Consider the following 20,545-nt stretch of genomic DNA (forward strand, 5'->3'; position numbering starts at 1 on the left):
GGCCGGCGCGATGACCACCACCGTCACTCCCGGCCGCACGGACCGGGCGGGCAGCGGTGAGAGCGTGGGCACGACGGATGCGCGTAGAAAGCTGCCGTGCATCCCGGACCGGATCCGCCACGGCGTCCTGCCCTATCTCCTGCTGCTGCCCGCGATCGTGCTCGAACTGCTCGTCCATGTGATCCCGATGGTCATTGGCATCGCGATGAGCTTCCGTCAGCTCACCCAGTTCTACATCCGCAACTGGGGCGAGGCGCCGTGGGCGGCGTTCGACAACTACCAGGTCGCCGTCGACTTCGACGCCCCGATCGGCCAGGCGCTGCTCCACTCCTTCTATATCACCTGCCTGTTCACGGTGCTCGCCGTCGGCCTGTCCTGGCTGTTCGGGGTCGCCGCGGCGATCATGATGCAGGAGAATTTCCGCGGCCGAGGCTTGCTGCGGGCCGTCTTCCTCACTCCGTACGCCCTGCCGGTGTACGCCGCCGTTATCACCTGGGCCTTCATGTTCCAGCGCGACAACGGCCTGATCAATCACGTCCTGCACGACCAACTCGGCCTCACCGACCAGCCGTCCTTCTGGCTGATCGGCGACAACAGCTTCATCGCGCTGGTCGTGGTTGCGGTCTGGAAGTCCTGGCCGTTCGCCTTCCTCATCATCATGGCGGGGCTGCAGAACATTCCGCGCGAGCTCTACGAAGCCGCGGCCATCGACGGCGCGGGCATCTGGCAGCAGATCCGCAGGATCACTATGCCGTCGCTGCGCCCGGTCAACCAAGTGCTGGTGCTGGTCCTGTTCCTGTGGACGTTCAACGACTTCAACACGCCGTACGTGCTGTTCGGGAGGGCCGCCCCGGAGGCCGCGGACCTGATCTCGATCCATATCTACCAGTCCTCGTTCGTCACCTGGAACTTCGGCTCCGGCTCCGCGATGTCCGTCCTGATGCTGCTCTTCCTGCTGCTGGTCACGGCTGTCTATCTGCTGCTCACCTCCCGGGGAAGGAAGTCCGCCGATGCCTAGGCAGCCGAGCTCGCCGACCGCACCGCCGCGGTCCTTCCGCTGGACGCGCCGCATCGTCCTCACTTTCCTTACGGCCTTCGCCCTGCTGCCCGTCTATGTGATGGTCAGCAGCTCGCTCAAGCCGCTCCAGGACGTGTCGGGGAAGTTCCAGTGGATCCCGTCCCGGCTTACCGTCCGCCCGTACATCGACATCTGGGACACCGTGCCGCTGGCCCGCTACTTCCTCAACTCGCTGATCGTGGCGGGCGCGGCGACCGTGCTGTCCGTGGCGATCGCGGTGTTCGCCGCGTACGCCGTGAGCCGCTACCGGTTCCGCGGAAGGCGGGTCTTCACCGTCACGGTGCTCTCCACACAGATGTTCCCCGGCATCCTCTTCCTTCTCCCGCTGTTCCTGATCTTCGTCAATATCGGCAACAGCACCGGCATCGCCCTGTACGGCTCGCGCGGCGGGCTGATCCTCACCTATCTGACGTTCTCGCTTCCCTTCTCCATCTGGATGCTGATCGGCTACTTCGACTCCATCCCGCGGGATCTGGACGAGGCCGCCATGGTGGACGGCTGCGGGGCGATCGGCTCGCTCTTCCGGGTCGTCGTGCCCGCAGCCGTCCCCGGCATCGTCGCCGTGGCCGTCTACGCGTTCATGACGGCCTGGGGAGAGGTCCTGTTCGCCTCCGTGATGACGAACGACACCACCCGCACGCTCTCCATCGGGCTCATGGGCTACGCCACCCAGAACGACGTCTACTGGAACCAGGTCATGGCCGCCTCGCTCGTCGTCAGCGTGCCCGTGGTCGCCGGGTTCCTGCTTCTCCAGCGCTATCTCGTCGCCGGCCTCACCGCGGGCGCCGTCAAGTGACGCACGTGTCCCCATCAGAAAGGCTGTCAGTGAACGACCTCAACGCCCTCCCTGCCGACTTCACTTGGGGTGTCGCCACCGCCGCGTACCAGATCGAGGGAGCCGTGGCCGAGGACGGCCGCTCCCTGTCGATCTGGGACACCTTCTCCCACACCCCGGGCACCGTCGCGGGCGGCGACACGGGCGATGTGGCCTGCGACCACTACCACCGCTGGCCCGAGGACGTCGGGCTGATGAAGCAACTCGGCGTCGACGCCTACCGGTTCTCGATCGCCTGGCCGCGGATCGTGCCCGGGGGCGACGGGAAGGTGAACAAGGCCGGACTCTCCTTCTACGACCGGCTGGTGGACGGCCTGCTCGAAGCGGGCATCACCCCGTTCGCCACCCTCTACCACTGGGACCTCCCGCAGGCGCTCCAGGACCGGGGCGGCTGGCCGTCCCGCGAGACCGCGGAGCACTTCGCCGCGTACGCCTCCGTCGTCGCCGAGAGGCTCGGCGACCGGGTCAAGGACTGGGCGACCCTCAACGAGCCGCTGTGCTCGGCGTGGATCGGCCATCTGGAAGGGAAGATGGCGCCCGGGCTGACCGATCTCGGGGCCGCCGTGCACGCCTCGTACCATCTGCACCTCGGCCACGGTCTCGCCGTGCAGGCGATCCGCGCGGCCTCGTCGGACGCCCGCGTCGGGATCGTCAACAACCTCAGCCCGATCGAGCCGGCGAGCGACCGCGAGGAGGACGTCGCAGCCGCGCTACGGGCCGACGGCCACACCAATCGCTGGTGGCTCGACCCGGTCCACGGGCGCGGCTATCCGCAGGACATGCTGGAGCTGTACGGCGTCGAACTGCCCGAGCGTGCCGGGGACCTGGAGACCATCGCGGCCCCACTCGACTGGCTGGGGCTGAACTACTACTTCCGCCAGATCGTCACCGCCGACCCGACCGGCGCCGTCCCGTACGCCCAGCAGATCTATCTGCCGGGGGCCCGGCACACCGCCATGGACTGGGAGGTGCACGCGGACGGCCTGCAGCAGCTGCTGCTGCGGCTGACCGACGAGTACGGCGCCCAGCGTATCTACGTCACCGAGAACGGCTCGGCCTATCCGGACGTCGTACGTGCTGACGGCACCGTCGACGACCCGGAGCGCACCCGGTACCTGGAGGAGCACCTGGCCGCATGCGCGCGGGCGGCACGCCAAGGGGCCCCGGTCGCCGGGTACTTCGCCTGGTCGCTGCTGGACAACTTCGAGTGGGCGTACGGCTACGACAAACGGTTCGGCCTGGTGCATGTCGACTACGCGACGCAGCGGCGGACAATCAAGGGCAGCGGACACCGGTACGCGGACATCATCCGCGCCACGTCGCGCAGGGCGCGCAGGGCGCGCAGGGCGGCTTGATCGGGCGCCTGCGCACTCGTAATGCGTAGGTCTCGGGTTCGAATCCCGAAGGCGGCTCCACGGTGAACCCCAGGTCGGGCCTCTGACCTGGGGTTTCTTCCTTCTGGCGACCTTGAAATTCGGGCTAAACGGACACGTGCGGTCTATGCATCGCAATGCGTAGGTCGAAGGTATGGTCTCTGTAGTGATACCTAGGTCATGGGCCTCTGAGCTGGGCCTTTGCGGTAATGAGGGCATTAGCTGACGTACCATCAAGGATCAGGTGCGGCCAATGTGCGGCCACGAGTGCAGCCACAGTGCTGGGACGGCCATCAGGGGCCGCATTTCTGGGCTCAGCGCTGACCGATGCCTTGTACGTATTCCACAACGAGACCAATGAGCCTGAGCGGGGACTGGTCCGACGCTGTGGGCCGTCGCCCGCCGAGGGCGCCGGCCCGTCCGCGCTAGCGGGCGAGGGCGTGTGCCTCGTCGAGCAGTTCCCGCAGTGTCGAGGTGGTTGGTGCGACGGCGGTGGCGAGCAGTGCCAGGCCGCCTGCCAGCGGTGCGAGGACGGCGCACCCGTCCTTGGTGCCTTCGCCGAGGAGTACGGGGTCTCGTCGGACGTCGAGGCGCGGGTCCACGATCAGGAGTTGGCCGGTGGCGCGGTGCCCGTTCAGGACGGCCGGGCCGTCCCAGCCGGGTTCTGGGGCCCCGTAGGCCGTGTGCTGGTCGAGCAGGGGGCGCCCGGCGCGGTGGACCAGGATCCGGCTGACGAGGTGGCCTGGTTCCTCGTTGGCACGGCCCAGGAGCTGTTCTTCTCGCAGTACCAGCCGTGAGGTGGCGGCGAGTTCGACGGTGTACGTCTGGTGCAGGTTGCTGCCGGCGGCGCTGATCAGGGGCTGCGGTAGCCAGCGCAGATGGGCGTGTTCCCCGGCGGTGAGCCGCACGTCGTAGGTGGCTGCTTGGGTGGTGGGGCCGCGCAGGGCGAGGGTGGCGGCGGCCGTGGTGACCTCCAGTTCGGCCCGGTCCTCGGCGGTGATGTCGAGGGTGAGCCGGTCGCCGCCGAGCGGGGCGCTCATCGCGCCGATGATGCCCACTCTGGCGGCGTTGCCGGCGGTGCGCATGCGCCGCAGGTGGAAGGGGCCGTCGCTGCGCAACTGCGGGAGGGTGGTGACGCGTCCGTTGTGCGCGGCGCGGATCCGGGCCGTGGCGCGTACGCCGTCGGGGTGTCCGGCGATCTCCTGGGCGCCGGCTGGGGGAACGTCGAGGGCGGACGTGGCTCGGGCGGAGGCGAGTTGGGAGGACGGGCTCATGCAGCTGCCCCGGCGCGCCACTGGGCGAGGTGGCCGGTGACCCAGTCGGCGACTTCGCGGATGCCGTCGTCGGAGGTGAGGCTGGTGAAGATGACGGGAAGGTCGCCGCGCTGTCGTTTCGCGTCGCTGGCCATGGTGTTCAGGTCTGCGCCGACGTGCGGGGCGAGGTCGGTCTTGTTGATGATGAGGAGGTCGGCGGTGGTGATGCCGGGGCCGCCCTTGCGGGGGATGTCGTCGCCGCTGGCTACGTCGATGACGAAGATCTGCACGTCGACGAGGCCCTTGGAGAAGGTGGCGGTCAGGTTGTCGCCACCGGACTCGACGAGCACGAGGTCGAGGGGGTGGAGGGTCTCTTCCAGGTACTCGACGGCTTCCAGGTTGGCGGAGATGTCGTCGCGGATCGCGGTGTGCGGGCAGGCGCCGGTCTCGACGGCGGTGATGCGCTCGGGCGGCAGGACAGCCTCGCGCAGCAGATACTCGGCGTCCTCGCGGGTGTAGATGTCGTTGGTGACGGCGGCGATGCACCAGCGGTCGCGCAGGGTGCGGCAGAGCGCGGCGACGGTCGCGGTCTTGCCGGAGCCGACGGGACCGCCCAAGCCGATGCGCAGAGCGCGGCGGCTGCCGTCAGGACGGAGCGGGTCGGCGCTGTGCGTGTACCGCTGCGGAAAGGTCCCAGAGTGGTCGAGGTGCATGTCAACTCCGTTTTGCAGTGGTGGATTCGGGGTTCAGGAGGCGAAGAGGCGGACGGTCCAGGCGGCGTGCTGCTCCCCGGTGATGTCCAGCAGGGGTGAGGAGGCCGACGGCAGGGCGTCGAGGCCCTCGGTCATGGCGCGGGTCGCGGCGTCGGCCGCGGCTTGGGCGACGTCGTCGGTCTCGGGGCCGAGGCGGGCCAGCAGCCCCGAGGCGTCGAGCGGGTCGAGGCTCAGCAGGCGCACCGCTGCGGTGGCCGGGCCGCCGATGGTCTCGTACGCGGCGGCATGGGCGGCGTCCGCCGGGACGAGCCCGGCGGCGCGGGCGGTGAGGCCCAGAACGATGGGCTGGTGGGCGCCCTGGGGACGTGCGGCGGCCAGGTGTTCGAGTTCGGCGGAGGGGAAGGTGGCACGGGCGGCGCGCATCATCTGTCGGCCGAGCCTGCGGGCGACGGCACGTAGTGCGGGGGCGGGGGTGCGCGCGTCGGCGGCGTCGTCGAGCAGCAGCGGGTCATGTCCGGCGGCGGCTGCGGCGGCGAGCCCGGCCGTGGTCAGGCCGGTGGTGTGCAGACGGCCGCGGCAGAACGCCTCCAGGCTGTGGGTGTCGTGTACGGCTTTGTGGGCGATGGCGGCCTCGACGCCGCCGGAGTGGGCGTGCCCACCGGCGGGGAAGCGGCCGTCGGCCAGCAGGAGCAGGGCTGCGCGGCTCATGGGCGAGCTGCTGCCTTTCACAGGGGGGCGGATGGTGATGCGGTGGACCAGGCGGGCGCATCAGCCCGCCCCGGGGCCCGGCCGTGGCCGCGGGCCGGCGGCCGGGCAGGTGTCGGATCAGAAGAGGAAGTACCGCTGTGCCAGGGGGACTTCGGTGACGTAGGAGCGCGGTACGGTCGCACCGTTGAGTTCGGTGCGGGCGTCGCTCGTCGTCGCGCCGCCGATGGTGACCTCGAAGCTGTTGTGGTCGACTTCGAGGCTCTTGGGCACTGTGTCGTTCAGCTTCATGTCGCTCTTCTTGACGCCCCTGGTGTCCGCGATCTCGACGAACTTCTTGTTGAGTCCGAGCCCCTGCGTCTTTGCGTCTGTGACCTTGTTGCTGCTGTCCTGGGTGATGACGAACCGGGTGTTCAGCCTGTCGGCCACGCCGGGTGCAGCGAAGTTCACCGAGTTGCTCCCTGGGGAGCGGCCGGTGGAGCCCCACACCGGCCGCGGCAGGTAGGGCTGTGGCGTTGTGATGGAGGCGTTGGCGTCGCCGACCTGGGCGTAGGCGAGCTGGCCGCCCTTGAGGACCATGTGCGTCTTGACGCCGAAGAACTTCGGCTCCCACAGCACCAGGTCTGCCAGCTTCTCCGGCTCCACGGAACCGACGTATGTGTCGATGCCGTGGGTGCTCGCCGGGTTGACCGTGTACTTGGCGACGTACCGGCGCGCCCGGTAGTTGTCGTTCGGCTTCAGCCTGTCCTCATTGTAGGAGTGGTCCTTTTTGTCATCCTTGATCGTGCGGACTTTCGCGCTCTGCAGGTCTTCGGGCAGCGGGCCATAGCGGCACTTCATGACGTGCGCGGTCTGCCAGGTCCGCATGATCATCTCGCCGATGCGCCCCATTGCCTGGGCGTCCGAGGACATCATCGAGATGGCGCCCATGTCGTGGAGGAGGTCCTCCGCCGCCATGGTGGACGGGCGGATACGGGAGTCCGCGAAGGCCATGTCCGCCGGAATGTCCGGGTTGAGGTGGTGGCAGACGACCATCATGTCGACGTGCTCCTTGACGGTGTTCACCGTGAAGGGCCGGGTGGGGTTGGTCGAGGCGGGAAGGACGTTCGGCTCCTTGACCAGCTCGATCATGTCCGGGGCGTGGCCCCCTCCGGCGCCCTCGACATGGAAGATGTGGATGGAACGCTTGTTGATGGCCTTCTTGGTGTCCTCCAGGAAACCGGACTCGTTGAGCGAGTCGGCGTGCAGGGCGAGCTGGACCTTGCGGTCCTCGCAGACCTTCAACGCCATGTCGATCACTGCAGGGGTGGCGCCCCAGTCTTCGTGAATCTTGAAGCCGATGACTCCGGCGTCCACCTGCTCGTTCAGAGCCCTTTTGTTCATCGTGCTGCCCTTTCCGAGCAGGCCGATGTTGACCGGGTACTCGTCCAGGGCCTCGAAGACTCGGGTGATGTGCCACGCGCCCGGGGTCACGGTGGTGGCCGTGCTGCCCTCGGCAGGGCCGGTGCCGCCGCCGATGAGAGTGGTCACGCCCGAGGCCAGGGCCTCGTGGATCTCCTCGGGGCAGATGAAGTGAACGTGGGTGTCCACACCGCCCGCGGTGAGGATCCGGCCGTTGCCGGAGATGACCTCGGTGCTCGGGCCGACCACGAAGTTCGACGGCGTCACCGGTAGCTGCTCGCCCGCCTGTTCACGAGCGGGCTTTTCGAAGTTGGCGATCGGGTCCATCGTCTCGGGGTTGTACGCCTTGCCGATGGCATGAATCTCGCCGTCCCTGATGCCGACGTCGGCCTTGACCACACCCCACCAGTCGAGGATCAGCGCCCCCGTGATGACCGTGTCCACGGGGCGGCGATCCGTGTTGCCGCCCCCGTCCCTCGGGATGTGGGACATGCCCATCGACTCTCGGATCACCTTCCCGCCACCGAAGATCATCTCGTTGCCGCTGTATTCCGGTCCGCCGCTCCAGTCGGCTTCGATCTCGACGGTGATGTCGGTGTCGGCGAGGCGGACACGGTCCTTGGTGGTGGGCCCGTACAGAGCGGTGTAGTCCGCCCGCTTCAGCAAGTTGCTCTGACGCTGCTGGCCCGTCTGCTCCGGCTGGCTGCTCATCGGACGATCCCCTTGCGCAGTCCCTGGATCTTGCGGGTGTCGTTCTTGGCGTCGCCTTCGATCTTCACCAGCTCAACGCAGCACTCGTCTCCTGGTTCGAACCGAACGGACGTGCCCGCGGCGATGTTGAGCCGTCGCCCCTTCGCCTCAGCGCACGTCCATAGCTCGTCATAGGTCACGCCCCCGCCGGAGGGGTTCACGACCACCTTGAGGCCGGGGTTGACCTCGGCGAAGTGGTAGTGGGAGCCGACCTGGACGGGACGGTCGGACGTGTTCCTGACCTTGATCGTCGTCTTGTCGCCCTGCAGGAGCTTGTTGAACGCGATTGCCTCGTGCCAGGACGTGGCGTCCTCGCAGGCATTGCAACAGGCGGACGAGGCGGTGTCGTCGCAGTCGACCGGGCACTCCGGCCTGCGCGCCGGCTGGGGATGCTCGACCTTGCCCGGGTAGACCTCGGGTTCCTCCGTGGCCTCCGGGATGGGGTCGTGGATCGTGACCAGCTTGGTGCCGTCCGGGAAGGTCGCCTCCACCTGGACGTTTTTGATCATCTCCGGGACGCCGTCCATCACGTCGTCACGGGTGAGCACCTGTCGGCCCGAGTCCATGATGTCGCTGACCGTCTTACCGTCGCGCGCCGCCTCGAAGACGTGAACGGATAGCAGGGCCATCGTCTCGGGGTAGTTCAGAAGCAGCCCCCGGTCGCGGCGCTTTCCTGCCACGTCGGCCGCCACATGGATCAGTAAGCGCTCCTGCTCATGCGGAGTCAAATGCACGATGACTCGTCTCTGTTGGTCGGATGATGCGTGCGGCCGGGCATGCCAAGGTCACGGACAACGCTCCCCGGATGGCGCCGGCGCTCTCCGATCCTCAGCGAGGAAGAACGGCGAAACGCCCAAAGAGCGGCTTACCTACACCATCCGGTGAATCCGTGGAGTGCACCGTTTTCACCCCGCCCCGTCGGGCACAGGGAGCCCGTTTCCGAAACCGTGGACGAATTCCGTGAGTCGGGTATCCGCTTGGGACTTCGTCGATCAGTCCTCGTCCTCACCGGCTTCCGTACCGACCGCCTGTCTCGGCGATGGTCGAACTCAGCTGTCCCCGACGCCCTGTGGTCCCCGTGGGGAGAGGCGCTGCACCTTGTCGGCGTGCGCGCCGCGCACGTTTGGGTGAACGACCGGTGAGTGGCGCGCCCGGCAGCTGGCGGAAGGGCGACCATCCAGGAGTGAGGCCTGCTCGACTACACCGCCGGCGTCGCCGCCGACACCACGCGCACCGCACTCGACGAGCTGCGCCGGGCCGGTGTCGCACTGAGCGGCGAACCTGTTGTCGCCTGAACAGGCCAGTCCAGTCTCTCCGACCCCTGTGTTCACAGGCGAGGGACCGGATCAGTCCCTGTCCTGCTGCAACGATGGTTCAGCGAGCCCAAGCCCGGCCGTCCCACGTCCCCGTAGTAGTCACTGAGGGGCCACGCGTTTTCCGGACAGGGGTCTGACCGATCAATTCATGCGGCGAGACGCAGGCCTTCAAACTCGGCGTGGACTTCGCGAGGAGGGCGGTAACCAACCGCTGAATGAAGGCGTTTGAGATTGTACCAGAATTCTATGTAGCGGGTGATGTCGCGTCGGGCGGACTCGCGAGTGGGATAGCTCACGCGGGATACCAGTTCGTTCTTCAAAGCACCGAAGAACGATTCGGCCATGGCGTTGTCGAAGCAAATTCCAGTCCGGCCGGCCGATGTTGCTGCCGCGGTCGGAGTGGAATATTGCGTCCTTCGCGAGCTTGCGGTTCCGTGCCGCGTTGCGAATGGCTCGGGATATGAGCGGAGTCTGGTAGTGGTCGTCCATCGCGTAGCCGATAACTTCCTTGGTGCAGCAGTCGATAACGGTCGCCAGATACAGCCACCCTTCCCCTGTGGGAATGTAGGTGATATCGCCGACGAGCTTTTCCCCGGGCGTGTCAGCGGTGAACACACGGCCGACGAGATCCGGCACCGGGCCTTGCGCCGCCCGGGTGAGCGACCACCGCCTTGGGCGGGGCTGGCAGGGCACCAGGCCCAGTTCGCGCATCAGCTGGCGGACCAGTTCAGGGCCGGCGGTCACATCCCAGCGGAGGAGCTGGGCATGGATGCGCCGGTACCCGTAGGTACTGTCGGACATGTCGAATGCTTTCCTGATGAGAAGCCGCAGTTCCTCGCGCCGCTTGGCTGTCGCGGAATCGGGTCGGCATCTCCAGTCGTAGTAGCCGGATTTGGACACGTCGAGTCGTTCACACATGAACTCGACGGGGTATGCGTACTCCGCCGTATCGAGTCGCATCGAATCGATGAACTCGTACCTGCTGGCTACCGGGGATCCCTCGCGAAGTACGCTGCGGCTTTTTTCAGGAAGCTGACTTCCATCTCCAGTTCGCGGTTGCGACGCTCGAGTTCCTTCAGCCTGGCCCGTTCATCAATCTCCAGAGGACCGGCCTGCTTCCCGTGCTCGTGCTCGTGACGGCGCACCCACGTGCGAAGCGTCTCGGGATTCATCTCGAGTTCCCGGGCCACATGGGCGATGGGCTTGCTGGATTTCAATGCCAGTTGGACCGCTTCCTCGCGGAACTCCGGCGAGTACGAACTTGGACGTGACACCGTGCTACTTCCCTCGATTCCTTACAGGACAACCCTATTGGGTCCCTGTCCGGGATCTTCGTGGCCCCTCAGCTGGCCGCGCTCGCGGCTGAGCGGACTGCCGAGGGAGGGCTGCGGCTGATGGGCGAGGGCGGGATCCTGCCCGAGCTGGCCCAGCACCTGATGCAGGCCGCGCTGGAGGCCGAGATGGACCAGCACCTGGCCGCCGGGGCCAGGCAGGCTGGCGGGCGTGGGTCACGTTCGGGCGGCAACACCCGTAACGGCTACCGGGCCAAGAAGGTTATAACGGAAGTCGGCCCGGTCACCGTGCAGGTCCCCCGGGACCGGCTGGGCACCTTCAGCCCGAGGCTGCTGCCGAAGTACGCGCGGCGGACCGGCGCACTGGACGAGATGGTGCTCTCGCTGACCGCGAAGGGCCTGACGGGGTAGTCCGTCGAGGTCACCGACGCCGGGGCGGAGGGGGCCGAGGGCGTGAGACTGAGCGCGAGCTTAAGTCCAAGGAACTGGTGTTGGGCCTGCCGGACTGCTGGTCAGCGGCGCGGCGGGCGGTTGCGCGGGTCCGGAGCGGCGGGACGCTTCGCTGTCGGAGGTGCGGTCCAGGGCGCCGGTCCGGTTGGGCGCATTCTTGGTGCGGCCGGTGCCGGCCTGCGGGCGGCGCGCCGGGTGCGCGGGGAGCCCGCTCGTCCCGAATTCTCCGTACAGCTCCGGACCCAGCGTGCGGCCGGCCACGGCGACGGGGGGTCTGTACGCTCACCGGTGTAATTGATGATCATGGAAGAGACATCAAGTGACTGACACCGTGACCGAGTTCGTGGACGCCGATGGCCAGGCGGATCCCTCGCCGGAGGCCGCGACGGTCGAGCAGAAACTGATCGACCAGCTCGTCGAGCAGGCCCGCAGCAAGGGGCTGCAGCTGACCGGCGAGGGCGGGCTGCTGCAGCAACTGACCAAGACAGTTCTGGAGTCCGCCCTGGAGGGCGAGATCACCGGCCATCTCGGCTATGGCAAGCACGACCCGGCGGGCAAGGACGGCGGCAACTCCCGTAACGGCACCCGGTCCAAGACGGTGCTGACGGACATCGGGCCGGTCGAGATCGACGTGCCCCGCGACCGGGAGGGCTCCTTCGAGCCGGCCATCGTCAAGAAGCGGCAGCGCCGGCTGACCGGCGTGGACGAGATGGTGCTCTCGCTGTCCGCGAAGGGCCTCACGCACGGGGAGATCTCCGCGCACCTGGCCGAGGTCTACGGCGCGGACGTGTCCAAGACGACCATCAGCACGATCACCGACAAGGTGATGGATGGCATGGCCGAATGGCAGAACCGGCCGCTCGACCGCGTCTACCCGGTCGTCTTCATTGACGCTGTCAACGTCAGAATTCGCGATGGCCAAGTAGCGAACAGGCCGATCTACGTGGCCCTGGCGGTCACCGCCGAGGGACACCGCGACATCCTCGGCCTGTGGGCCGGCGACGGCGGCGAAGGCGCGAAACACTGGCTTCGAGTGCTCTCCGAGCTCAAGAATAGGGGCGTCGAAGACGTCCTCATGCTGGTCTGCGACGGGTTGAAGGGGCTGCCCGACGCGGTCGGCGAGATCTGGCCCCGAACTGTGGTGCAAACGTGCGTGGTTCACCTGCTGCGGGCGTCATTTCGATACGCGGCCCGGCAGGACTGGGACAAGATCGCCAAGGCGCTCAAGCCCATCTACACCGCGCCGACCGAGGACGCGGCCACGACACGGTTCCTGGAATTCGCCGAGACCCGGGGCAAGAAGTACCCGGCGATCGTCCGCCTCTGGAAGTCTAGCTGGCCCGAGTTCACGCCTTTCCTCCAGTTTGATGCGGAAATACGCCGCATCGTATGCACAACGAACAGCATCGAGAGCGTCAACGCCCGTATCCGCAAGGCCGTCCGCTCCCGCGGGCACTTCCCCACGGAACAGGCCGCCCTCAAGTGCGTCTACATGGCCGTCATGAGCCTCGACCCGACCGGTGCCGGCCGCAAACGCTGGACCATGCGCTGGAAGGGCGCCATGAACGCCTTCGACCTGGCCTTCGACGGCCGCCTCACCGCAGGCCAACTCTAGCCACACCAACCCCAGTTACACCGCTCGCTTTACAGACCCCCCTGCGCACCACTTCCTGGGACATCAACGGCTCTCTCGCCACCATCGGCGCGGAGTACGACGCGGGCGGCGCGATGACCGCCGAGTACCAGTACAACCCGCTCGGCCAGATCCAGACCCAGACCACCGGAGGCACCAGCCACCACCTCCACCACGACCAACTCGGCTCCGTCACCGACATAACCGACGCGACCGGGGCCGCGCGCATCCGCTACAGCTACAGCGCGTTCGGCGAAGCCACCAAGACCGACGTCGCCGCCAACCCGCCCGCCAACCCCTTCACCTACACCGGCGCCTACACCGAACCCACCACCAGCGCCGCCGGCTACTACCTGCGCGCCCGCAACTACGACCCCACCACCGGCCGCTTCACCGCTACAGACCCCGCCGGCCAATCCACTGGGACCCCGGCGATTTCGGCCTACGCCTACGCCGCCAACACACCCACCCGCTACACCGACCCCACCGGATGGAGCCCCGACGACCCAACCGACGACAAGGTCGAATCCGTCGGAGAAGGACTCAAGGTCTTCGGCGACGGCTTCGTACAGGGCCTCAAGCTCCCCTTCGAATTCGTCGGCGACATCTACAACGCCTTCACCGGCAACAACGGCGGCGCCGGTGCCTTCTTCGACAAGTACCTCCCCGTCCGACCCGCCTACCGCCTCTACCACGCGGCCCAGATGTTCCGCGACCAAGGGTGTGAGGCGCTCTACGACGTCTACAGCCAGGCTGCCGGCGAGCTCGCGGGGCAGATCGCCCTCTCCGGCCTCGGCGGCCTTACGGGCTGGCAGCGCGTCGCCGCCGCCCCGCGCGGCGCATTCGCCGGAATGACGTCGATTCCCAGGGCCACGTCCTTCACCTGGGCAGGCGCGAACGTGCGTTACACCAGGACCGCCACCGCCATCGGCGATGACGCGAACACCATCCAGAACCTTATGCGCTCCACAGGCCGCAACGGTCACGACGTCATCGTCCACGGAGACGAGCAGGGCAACTTCCGCGTCGACGGGCAGATCACCCACGCCCAGCAGATCGCGGACATCATCCGGGAGAACCCGTACTACGACGGTGGCCCCATTCAGCTGGTGACCTGCCATGGCGCGTGTGGGGCAGCTGCCGAACTCTCCGAGGCCATGGGCGGCGTGGAGGTCAGAAACGCCAGCCGGCACCAGGTCGACCTGGACCGCAACGGAACCGTGCGGGAATGGCCGGACGGACCGCTCGGGGAGCCTCTGACCAAGTAGTTTGGAGCCTCGGGTAGCCGCCGGTACGTCCGTTGCGCTCATGGACGTACCGGCGGCTTACCATCCACACGTTAGTGCGCCCAGCCAACCGAGGGACGAAGATGCGTGAAGTGGCCCCTCTGGGAATCTTCGGCCGTATCGCAAGCCAGTCAGCTTTCAGTCGACTAGCCGGGGAGTTGAGGGAGGACAGCGGGGCCATCCCGTACGAAGAACGAGCAGTGATCGCCGAATATCTCAGGAACGCCCCCGTCGTCATCGCGCTCATGGGGTACACCGAGGACATTCTCGGAGGGAGGTTCTCCGTGACGGGTGGGTCCGCGATCCACAGTGACGGCAGGTACTTCTGGAGACGTGACGCAGCGGAGTACATCGAGCACTACGGGACGAGGCTCCCAGACGCCTTCCTTCTGGCGGGACGCAAGGACAACTGGCGGCCCGCGCGCCTCTCCCAAGACGAAGTCCTCGACATCGACGACTACTTCATGTGGCTGCGCTCGAAGAGAGCCGCAGACTCGGGGGACACGGAACGCCCTTGAGCCCATGCACCACGTGCCCCGCCGTTGGGGCACGCCCCGGTCGGGTGGGCCTGGTCCTCAACGCCACCCTCGGCTGGTCCCGGGTTGACCCGATCGCTGCCCTCGTCATCGCAGGCGTCGCGGTCAAGGAAGGCCGCGACGCCTGGCAAGGCAAGGGCTGCTGCGCTCCTACCGTCGTCCACGTGCCCGCCGAGGCCGAAGCAGACGCGTGCGGTTGCGCCAAGGGTTGCAGCTGCTGCTGATCGTGTTTGCCGGTGGCGGTCCAGCAGCACCGGGCCGCCACCACACCCGCCATTCCGCACGTTCCGTTAGCCGGGGTTATCAGCAGCGGCCATGGGAACTGCTCCTTACGGGAGTTGGGTCAGCGGTTGCGGGAGAACGGGATGCGCGGGTCTACCGGGCGGGCCGCTGGGGCGGAACCGGCGCCTTACCGGGCAGGCCGGGCCGGGCGGGAGCGGCGGCGAGCGCGGCGGCGCTGATGGGGAACTGGAGGCCGTAGCACTCCCGGCCCCGATGGCGAGGATCGGAACGGCCAGTAGCAGAAGACCGGAGGCGAAGAGACCGACGACGGCTCCGATGGTCTTCCTCATCGCCGCTGTTCGCTGGGGCGGACAGCTTGGTCGGGCAACGGGGTTGGGTCAGGGCGTGGGCGTATCCGGGCATGCTGCATCCGGCGGACGCACCAGCTCGGACCGCACCAGGTCGCACCGCCCGCGCCAAGTACGTCACCAGCAACAGCGCGCACGACCTGCAGAACTTCCCCGGAGAGAACCGCGACCAGCGCTCGCACCGGAGCTGGCTGACCGCCCTGCTCACCGAGGCGTACCGGGCAGCCACCGAGCACTCCGTCGCCATGGTGTTCTCCGGCTGGCGCCAAGGAGCCGACCACGTCCGACTCCCTGCAGATGGCGGGCTGGACCTGGAGCGGCACGATCCCCTGGATCAAGCCCGCCAGCTGGCCCCACTGAGAGCCCGACGGCCGCCCTCAGGAGGGTCTGTGGAGGGTCGACAACTCAGGTGATCCGGTTCCTTGTCACCAGCGGTGCCCGTCCCGGTGGCCAGCTGGTGGCCGGACGCCTTTGGACGACGTGACACGAGGTAGCACAGACCAACCAGCCGTACGTGCTCTGATCAGGCAGAACGTCACTCAGCAGCACGATCAGGCACTACGCAGCACGATCGCTCACGGTCTCGTATTGCGTAGGTCTCGGGTTCGAATCCCGAAGGCGGCTCCGGGAAAGGCCCAGGTCAGACACGCTCTGACCTGGGCCTTTTTCTTCCCGTTGGAAGGCGTCGGGGTGCACGGGGACGACCGGGTGTCCGCCGGCCAGCAGCCGGTGGACGGCCAGACCGCGGGTGGTCTCGATCGCCACCGCCAGGTCGGCCGGGGCGCCGTGCCTGCGCAGCCGGGCCAGGGGCTTGGCGAACCCTTCCTCGGTGTGGGCGTACTCCCACCGGTCAGGCTTCTGCGACCGGTGCGCCGTCGACGGCGGGGTCACGCAACTCGAACCAGACGGTCTTGCCCCTCCCGCTGGGGGAGTTACCCCAGGACGACGCCATGGCGGAGACGATGACCAGGCCGCGTCCGCCCTCGGCCTCGTCGTCCGCAAGCGGGAAGGCCACGGGCAATGCGAGGTGGGGGTCGCTGTCCCGCACCTCCACCCGGACACGCCCCGGGTACCTGCGCACGTGCATGTCGACATCGCTGTCGCCATGGACCAGTGCGTTGGTGACGACCTCTGACACCAGCAGCTCCGCTTCGTCGCACAGGGGGGTCAGCTGGCAACTGTTCAGCCACTCCCGCAGGAAGAGCCGCGCCCTGCGCACGCCCTGCAGATCGCGGCGGTGGATCCCGAGACGGCGGATGTGCAGCTGCGTTCCCTCCTGGGCGCCTTCATATCGCAGGAGCAGCAGCGCGGTGTCGTCCGCGCGAGCAGGGTGTTGGGAGGCACTGCCGATCAGTCGGTCACCCAGCGTCTCCAGCTCGTCGCCCGAGTCCGCCAAGGCGGCTTCGAGAGCGGCCTGGGCAGTGCTGGCATGCTGATCGTCGGACCCGACCAACCCGTCCGTGTAGAGAGCAAGCAGTGTCCCTGGGGCGAGGGTGAGTTTCGTGGCCTGGTAATAGGCGTCGGCGTCGATACCCATCGGGATGCCGGTGTCCAGGTCCTGCGCCTCGTAGCGGCCGTCGGGGGAACGGATCAGAGGAGCGTGGTGTCCAGCGGTGACGATCTCTGCGACACCGGTGCTCGGGTCGAGCCACACACAGCAGCAGGTCGCGAACAGGTCGGTGTCCAGTTCGACGAGCAGGCGGTTGGTCCTCTGCAGAACGGTGCTCGGGTCGTGGCCTTCCGCCGCATAGGCGCGCACCGCGCTGCGGAGCTGGCCCATCACGACCGCAGCCGAGATGTTGTGGCCCTGGACATCGCCGATCAATGCCCCGATGCCTCCGGTGGGAAGGTTGATCAGGTCGTACCAGTCGCCGCCGAGTTCGATGCTGCTGTTGGTCGGCACGTACCGTGTGGTGGTCAGCACGCCGGCGTGCTGCGGCAACATGCGAGGCAGCAGTGCCTGCTGCAACGTCGCCGCGAGAGCATGCTGGGCGTCGTAGTGCCGGGTTCGTGTGAAGGTCTGGCCGAGCAGTGTTGCCACCGCGGTCAGGACCGCGCGTTCGGTGACGACACTCGTCTGGTCGGGACGGAATCCGATCGAGCAACTGCCTATGGCGTGTCCCCCGGCCAGAAGCGGAAGTATCGCCCATACGTAGGCGTCGGGCCCTGCCGCCCCCTGCTCGCGGTTCTTCTCAGGAGGCGGCCTGTAGACGAGCTGCCTCATCTGAGTCACCGCATCGGTTTCCGGCGAGGACCGGCCCAGAGGCCGTCCATTCAGCGTGCGGACAAACTCCCCCGTGCACCCGACAGCGCCCACAACGCGCAGCCGTTCGGCTTCGACCAGGCTTATCGCCATGGCCTGCGCGGCAAAACCAGTCATCACTCGTTCTATCGCCAGCTGCGCGGCCTCCTCGGTACTCTCTGTTGTGATCAGCACGTTTGCCAGCTTGTGCAGGTGGTAGACGAGCGACGTGGTCGAAGGGGCTCGCATGCCCGACTGGGTTCCGATCGCTGTGTCCGGGGCGCCTGCGACTGTACTGTCCGAGGTGACCACCAGCGGCACCGCGGGAGGCTCCATGGATACGCCCTGGGCTGCGAGCCGGTCCAGTTCCCGGGTGGTGTAGGCCGTGATGTCGCGCAGGTACTTCCCCTCCTCGTCGGCCAGCTCCCGGAACGTCTGTGGCCAGTAGGTGGCCAGCGCGCCGAGACGACGGGTCGAGGTGAACAGGGGAACGGAGGTGACCGTGAACGGGTATGGCGCGAAGACCGCCAATTCCGGATGTGTACCGAGTTCCTGCACGGACTGTGCGGTGGAAATCTCTCCCGTTCGATACGCCCTGGCTGATGCGTAGGAGGGGTCGTCCACCGGAACGCGTTCCACCGATCCGGTCCCCAGTGGAGTCACGGCCGCTATGACTGCGACCAGCGTCCGGCTCCCGGGCTCGTACAGATACGCCATGACAGCCGAAGCCTGCAGGTCATCCAGGATCCGGCAGGCCGTCGACGCAAGCAGCCTGTCACGATCGCCGACACTGGGTGGCCCGTCGGTGAGTGGCACCGGTGGCGTTGGTTCGCCGGCGTTCATAACGCGCTTCCTGTACTGGCGCATCGGTTGGCCTGCCGGGCGCTTGCCGCCTGGAACCTCATGTCGGGGGGACCGCCTCTCGAGGAATTCGGGGACACACGCTGCTCTGCTCCAGCATCTGCCCCTTCAGGCTCGACGACAAGAAGGGCACGTCGTCGCTCAGCTCACCCGGACTGTGCGCCACCGGGGTCCGCGCGCAGCAGCGCCGGCATCCGATCGGTCGGCAGGTGCGGCCGATGGCGCAGCCGGGCGGCCACGGGGTAGCAGTCGCCGGCGGAATCCCGAGCCTCGCTCACGCCGTCGGTACAGGTCAGCAGCCGACCGCCGCCCGCCACCTTCAGATCATGCACGCGCCGCTGTTCATCGACGAGGTCGCTCAGCCCCAGCGGCAGCCCGGGCTCCTCGTACCGCATCACCGCCGCGATCAGGTGCTGTTCGTCGACGCGCGGAAACTGTGAGTGACGGTCGCGGCCGAGCCGCTGGTGGCGAAGTACGCGGCTCACTGGCCCCGCTTGGGGCCACCGCAAGGTCCACTGGCTGATGCGGGCGGGCGGCCGCACACTGCCTCCTGCCCTGCACCATCCCGGCATTCAAACCGTCCAAAGTGAGCCAATAACATGACACGGACATGGAAGATGTAGTCTTCCCGCCGGCCGCGAATACCGAGGATCCCCTTTGAGCAGTGAGCACTCCATACCCAGCACCTCCCCGCGTGCGGTGGGCCGGCGTTCCGCGCTGCGCCTCGCCGGGATAGGCGGCCTTCTGACGGCCGGGGGCGCCCTGGCAGGTGCCAACCTGCCGGCGAAGCTCTCGAGCGCGCCCGTCGCGTCGGCGGCCGCCGGCGACCTCAGCATCACGGGTACCCGGGTCACCTCGGGCTGGACCGTACCGTCGTTCGCCCCGTCGGGGCGCCGCCCCAGACATCGCCGCGCCACCTGGTCCCAGCAGTTCCAGGCCCAGCACGGCTGGTCCACCGGCGGCACCGGCACCGCGTCGGCCGAACCCAACGACACCTCGGTCTTCGCGCGTGGCACGCAGTCGGTCCGGGTCACCACCACCGGTGCGGGCAAGCAGTCGTACATCCGCAAGGCCGGCATGTCCGCCATGGACCTGACCGGCAAGATGATCCGGCTCGTCTTCCGCGTCGACGACACCACCAACCTGGGCAAGCTGGTCTTCTACTTGGGCAGCGGCTCCCTCGCGAACTACTTCAACTGGCAGTTCCACACGCACTCCTCGACGGCGGCCAACTACGTCCAGTCGGGAGAGTGGGTGACGGTCCATCTGCAGTGGGCCGACGTCATCAGCGCGGCCGGGACGTACTCGATCTCGTCCTCCGGTGCCCCTTCCACCAGGTCCGGCTTCACCGACATGTCGTTCGCCGTGTACGACAACGCGGGCGGCCCGGTGACCTACCACCTGCAGGCCGTCGAACTGGTCCCGGACACCACCTCCGCCTTCCCGAAGGGCGTCGTCTCGATCACCTTCGACGACTCCCACAAGTCGGTCCACGACCTGGCCCGCCCGGCGATGGACGCGTACGGCTTCCCCGGCACGATCTACAACATCGCCGACGCGATCGGGACCGGCGCCTTCCTGACGATCGACCAGATGCGTTCCCTCCAGGACGCCTCGGGGTGGGAGATGGGCGGACACTCCTACTCGACGTCTGCCCACACCGCGAGCTACAGCAAGCTCACCGCGCAGCAGGTGGACGACGACCTGCGCAGCCTGCGGGAGTGGCTGGTGTCCAACGGCTTCACCAGCGAGCACTTTGCCTACCCGCACGGCGCGTTCCAGAAGACGACGGACGGCGTCCCAGTGGACCTCATCGCGAGCCGCCACTTCACCACAGCCAGGTCGATCATCTCCGAGACGATCGAGACCTTCGCCCCGGCGATGCCGTATCGCCTCAAGGCGCTGACCGGCATCAACGACGGCACGGGGATCGGCGGTACGGCCCTGTCGAAGGTGACCGGCCTGGGCGGCAAGCTCGACCGCTGCGCGAAGAACGGCGACTGGCTCATCCTCTGCCTCCACAGGATCGTCGAGGGCACCCCGGCGACCAGCACGGAGATCAGCCGGGCCGGCTTCGCCACGATGATGAAGGAGATCGACGCGCGGGGGATCCCGGTCGTGTCCGTCGAGGAGGCGATGGCCTACTACACATAGGACTGGGGGCGGGGGGGCCCGGCAGGGGGACTGCGGCCCCCCCCCCCCCGGGGGTGGGGGGGGGGGGGGCCCGCACC

14 protein-coding genes and 5 pseudogenes are annotated in these 20,545 nt (G+C 67.7%); 10 read left to right on the forward strand and 9 right to left on the reverse strand.

Going from position 1 to position 20,545, the window contains the following annotated elements; genetic code table 11:
- Nucleotides 1–10: 10 nt before the first annotated feature.
- The 3 genes from ACWDO5_RS21640 to ACWDO5_RS21650 are packed head-to-tail and all read left to right on the forward strand — an operon-like array spanning nt 11 to nt 3,268.
- Complete coding sequence (locus ACWDO5_RS21640; RefSeq protein ID WP_450531967.1) at nt 11–1,018, forward strand: carbohydrate ABC transporter permease; 1,008 nt, start codon at nt 11–13, stop codon at nt 1,016–1,018.
- Nucleotides 1,011–1,874, forward strand: a complete 864-nt coding sequence (locus ACWDO5_RS21645) for a carbohydrate ABC transporter permease (protein ID WP_450531968.1) — start codon at nt 1,011–1,013, stop codon at nt 1,872–1,874. The genes ACWDO5_RS21640 and ACWDO5_RS21645 overlap by 8 nt, the downstream gene beginning before the upstream one ends.
- Before the next feature lie 29 nt (nt 1,875–1,903).
- The gene (locus ACWDO5_RS21650) at nt 1,904–3,268 is read left to right on the forward strand and encodes a GH1 family beta-glucosidase (RefSeq protein ID WP_450531969.1); all 1,365 of its coding nucleotides are present in this window, start codon (nt 1,904–1,906) and stop codon (nt 3,266–3,268) included.
- Between the two features lie 443 nt (nt 3,269–3,711).
- Here the strand turns inward: ACWDO5_RS21650 and ACWDO5_RS21655 are convergent, their stop codons facing one another.
- From ACWDO5_RS21655 to ACWDO5_RS21685, 7 genes and pseudogenes are all read right to left on the reverse strand, one after another.
- Nucleotides 3,712–4,560 (reverse strand): urease accessory protein UreD, encoded by an 849-nt coding sequence (locus ACWDO5_RS21655; RefSeq protein WP_450531970.1) that lies wholly within the window; start codon nt 4,558–4,560, stop codon nt 3,712–3,714.
- The gene (gene ureG / locus ACWDO5_RS21660; protein WP_450531971.1) at nt 4,557–5,252 is read right to left on the reverse strand and encodes an urease accessory protein UreG; all 696 of its coding nucleotides are present in this window, start codon (nt 5,250–5,252) and stop codon (nt 4,557–4,559) included. The genes ACWDO5_RS21655 and ureG overlap by 4 nt, the downstream gene beginning before the upstream one ends.
- Before the next feature lie 33 nt (nt 5,253–5,285).
- Complete coding sequence (locus tag ACWDO5_RS21665) at nt 5,286–5,960, reverse strand: urease accessory protein UreF (RefSeq protein WP_450531972.1); 675 nt, start codon at nt 5,958–5,960, stop codon at nt 5,286–5,288.
- 117 nt (nt 5,961–6,077) lie between these two features.
- Nucleotides 6,078–8,069, reverse strand: a complete 1,992-nt coding sequence (gene ureC, locus ACWDO5_RS21670) for an urease subunit alpha (RefSeq protein ID WP_450531973.1) — start codon at nt 8,067–8,069, stop codon at nt 6,078–6,080.
- Nucleotides 8,066–8,569, reverse strand: a complete 504-nt coding sequence (locus tag ACWDO5_RS21675) for an urease subunit beta (RefSeq protein ID WP_405654674.1) — start codon at nt 8,567–8,569, stop codon at nt 8,066–8,068. Before ACWDO5_RS21675 ends, ureC begins: the two co-directional genes overlap by 4 nt.
- Nucleotides 8,546–8,842, reverse strand: a pseudogene (locus ACWDO5_RS21680) (urease subunit gamma); the annotation flags it as partial. The gene ACWDO5_RS21675 and the pseudogene ACWDO5_RS21680, both read right to left, overlap by 24 nt.
- 728 nt (nt 8,843–9,570) lie before the next feature.
- Nucleotides 9,571–10,698: pseudogene (locus ACWDO5_RS21685) on the reverse strand (IS3 family transposase).
- A 36-nt stretch (nt 10,699–10,734) separates the two neighbouring features.
- On the opposite strand from ACWDO5_RS21685, the pseudogene ACWDO5_RS21690 reads away from it, so the two are divergent.
- The 6 genes and pseudogenes from ACWDO5_RS21690 to ACWDO5_RS21715 form a co-directional block, all read left to right on the forward strand.
- Nucleotides 10,735–11,121 (forward strand): annotated as a pseudogene (locus ACWDO5_RS21690) (transposase); the annotation flags it as partial.
- A 445-nt stretch (nt 11,122–11,566) separates the two neighbouring features.
- Nucleotides 11,567–12,781: an IS256 family transposase gene (locus ACWDO5_RS21695; RefSeq protein WP_450531980.1), complete on the forward strand. Its 1,215-nt coding sequence runs from the start codon at nt 11,567–11,569 to the stop codon at nt 12,779–12,781.
- A gap of 113 nt (nt 12,782–12,894) precedes the next feature.
- Nucleotides 12,895–14,067 carry an RHS repeat-associated core domain-containing protein gene (locus ACWDO5_RS21700; RefSeq protein WP_450531974.1) on the forward strand — a complete coding sequence of 391 codons (1,173 nt, stop codon included), beginning with the start codon at nt 12,895–12,897 and terminating at the stop codon, nt 14,065–14,067.
- A 101-nt stretch (nt 14,068–14,168) separates the two neighbouring features.
- Complete coding sequence (locus ACWDO5_RS21705) at nt 14,169–14,603, forward strand: hypothetical protein (RefSeq protein WP_450531975.1); 435 nt, start codon at nt 14,169–14,171, stop codon at nt 14,601–14,603.
- Between the two features lie 44 nt (nt 14,604–14,647).
- Nucleotides 14,648–14,845: pseudogene (locus ACWDO5_RS21710) on the forward strand (cation transporter); the annotation flags it as partial.
- Between the two features lie 427 nt (nt 14,846–15,272).
- Nucleotides 15,273–15,565, forward strand: a pseudogene (locus ACWDO5_RS21715) (site-specific DNA-methyltransferase); the annotation flags it as partial.
- A gap of 496 nt (nt 15,566–16,061) precedes the next feature.
- Here the strand turns inward: ACWDO5_RS21715 and ACWDO5_RS21720 are convergent.
- Both ACWDO5_RS21720 and ACWDO5_RS21725 read right to left on the reverse strand, forming a co-directional pair.
- Nucleotides 16,062–18,170, reverse strand: coding sequence for an ATP-binding SpoIIE family protein phosphatase (locus ACWDO5_RS21720; RefSeq protein WP_450531976.1), 2,109 nt, complete (start codon nt 18,168–18,170; stop codon nt 16,062–16,064).
- 290 nt (nt 18,171–18,460) lie between these two features.
- The gene (locus ACWDO5_RS21725; protein WP_450531977.1) at nt 18,461–18,799 is read right to left on the reverse strand and encodes a SpoIIE family protein phosphatase; all 339 of its coding nucleotides are present in this window, start codon (nt 18,797–18,799) and stop codon (nt 18,461–18,463) included.
- A gap of 172 nt (nt 18,800–18,971) precedes the next feature.
- On the opposite strand from ACWDO5_RS21725, the gene ACWDO5_RS21730 reads away from it, so the two are divergent.
- Nucleotides 18,972–20,468 carry a polysaccharide deacetylase family protein gene (locus tag ACWDO5_RS21730; RefSeq protein WP_450531978.1) on the forward strand — a complete coding sequence of 499 codons (1,497 nt, stop codon included), beginning with the start codon at nt 18,972–18,974 and terminating at the stop codon, nt 20,466–20,468.
- The last annotated feature ends 77 nt before the right edge of the window (nt 20,469–20,545 follow it).

The organism is Streptomyces sp. NPDC000880, from assembly GCF_053599675.1.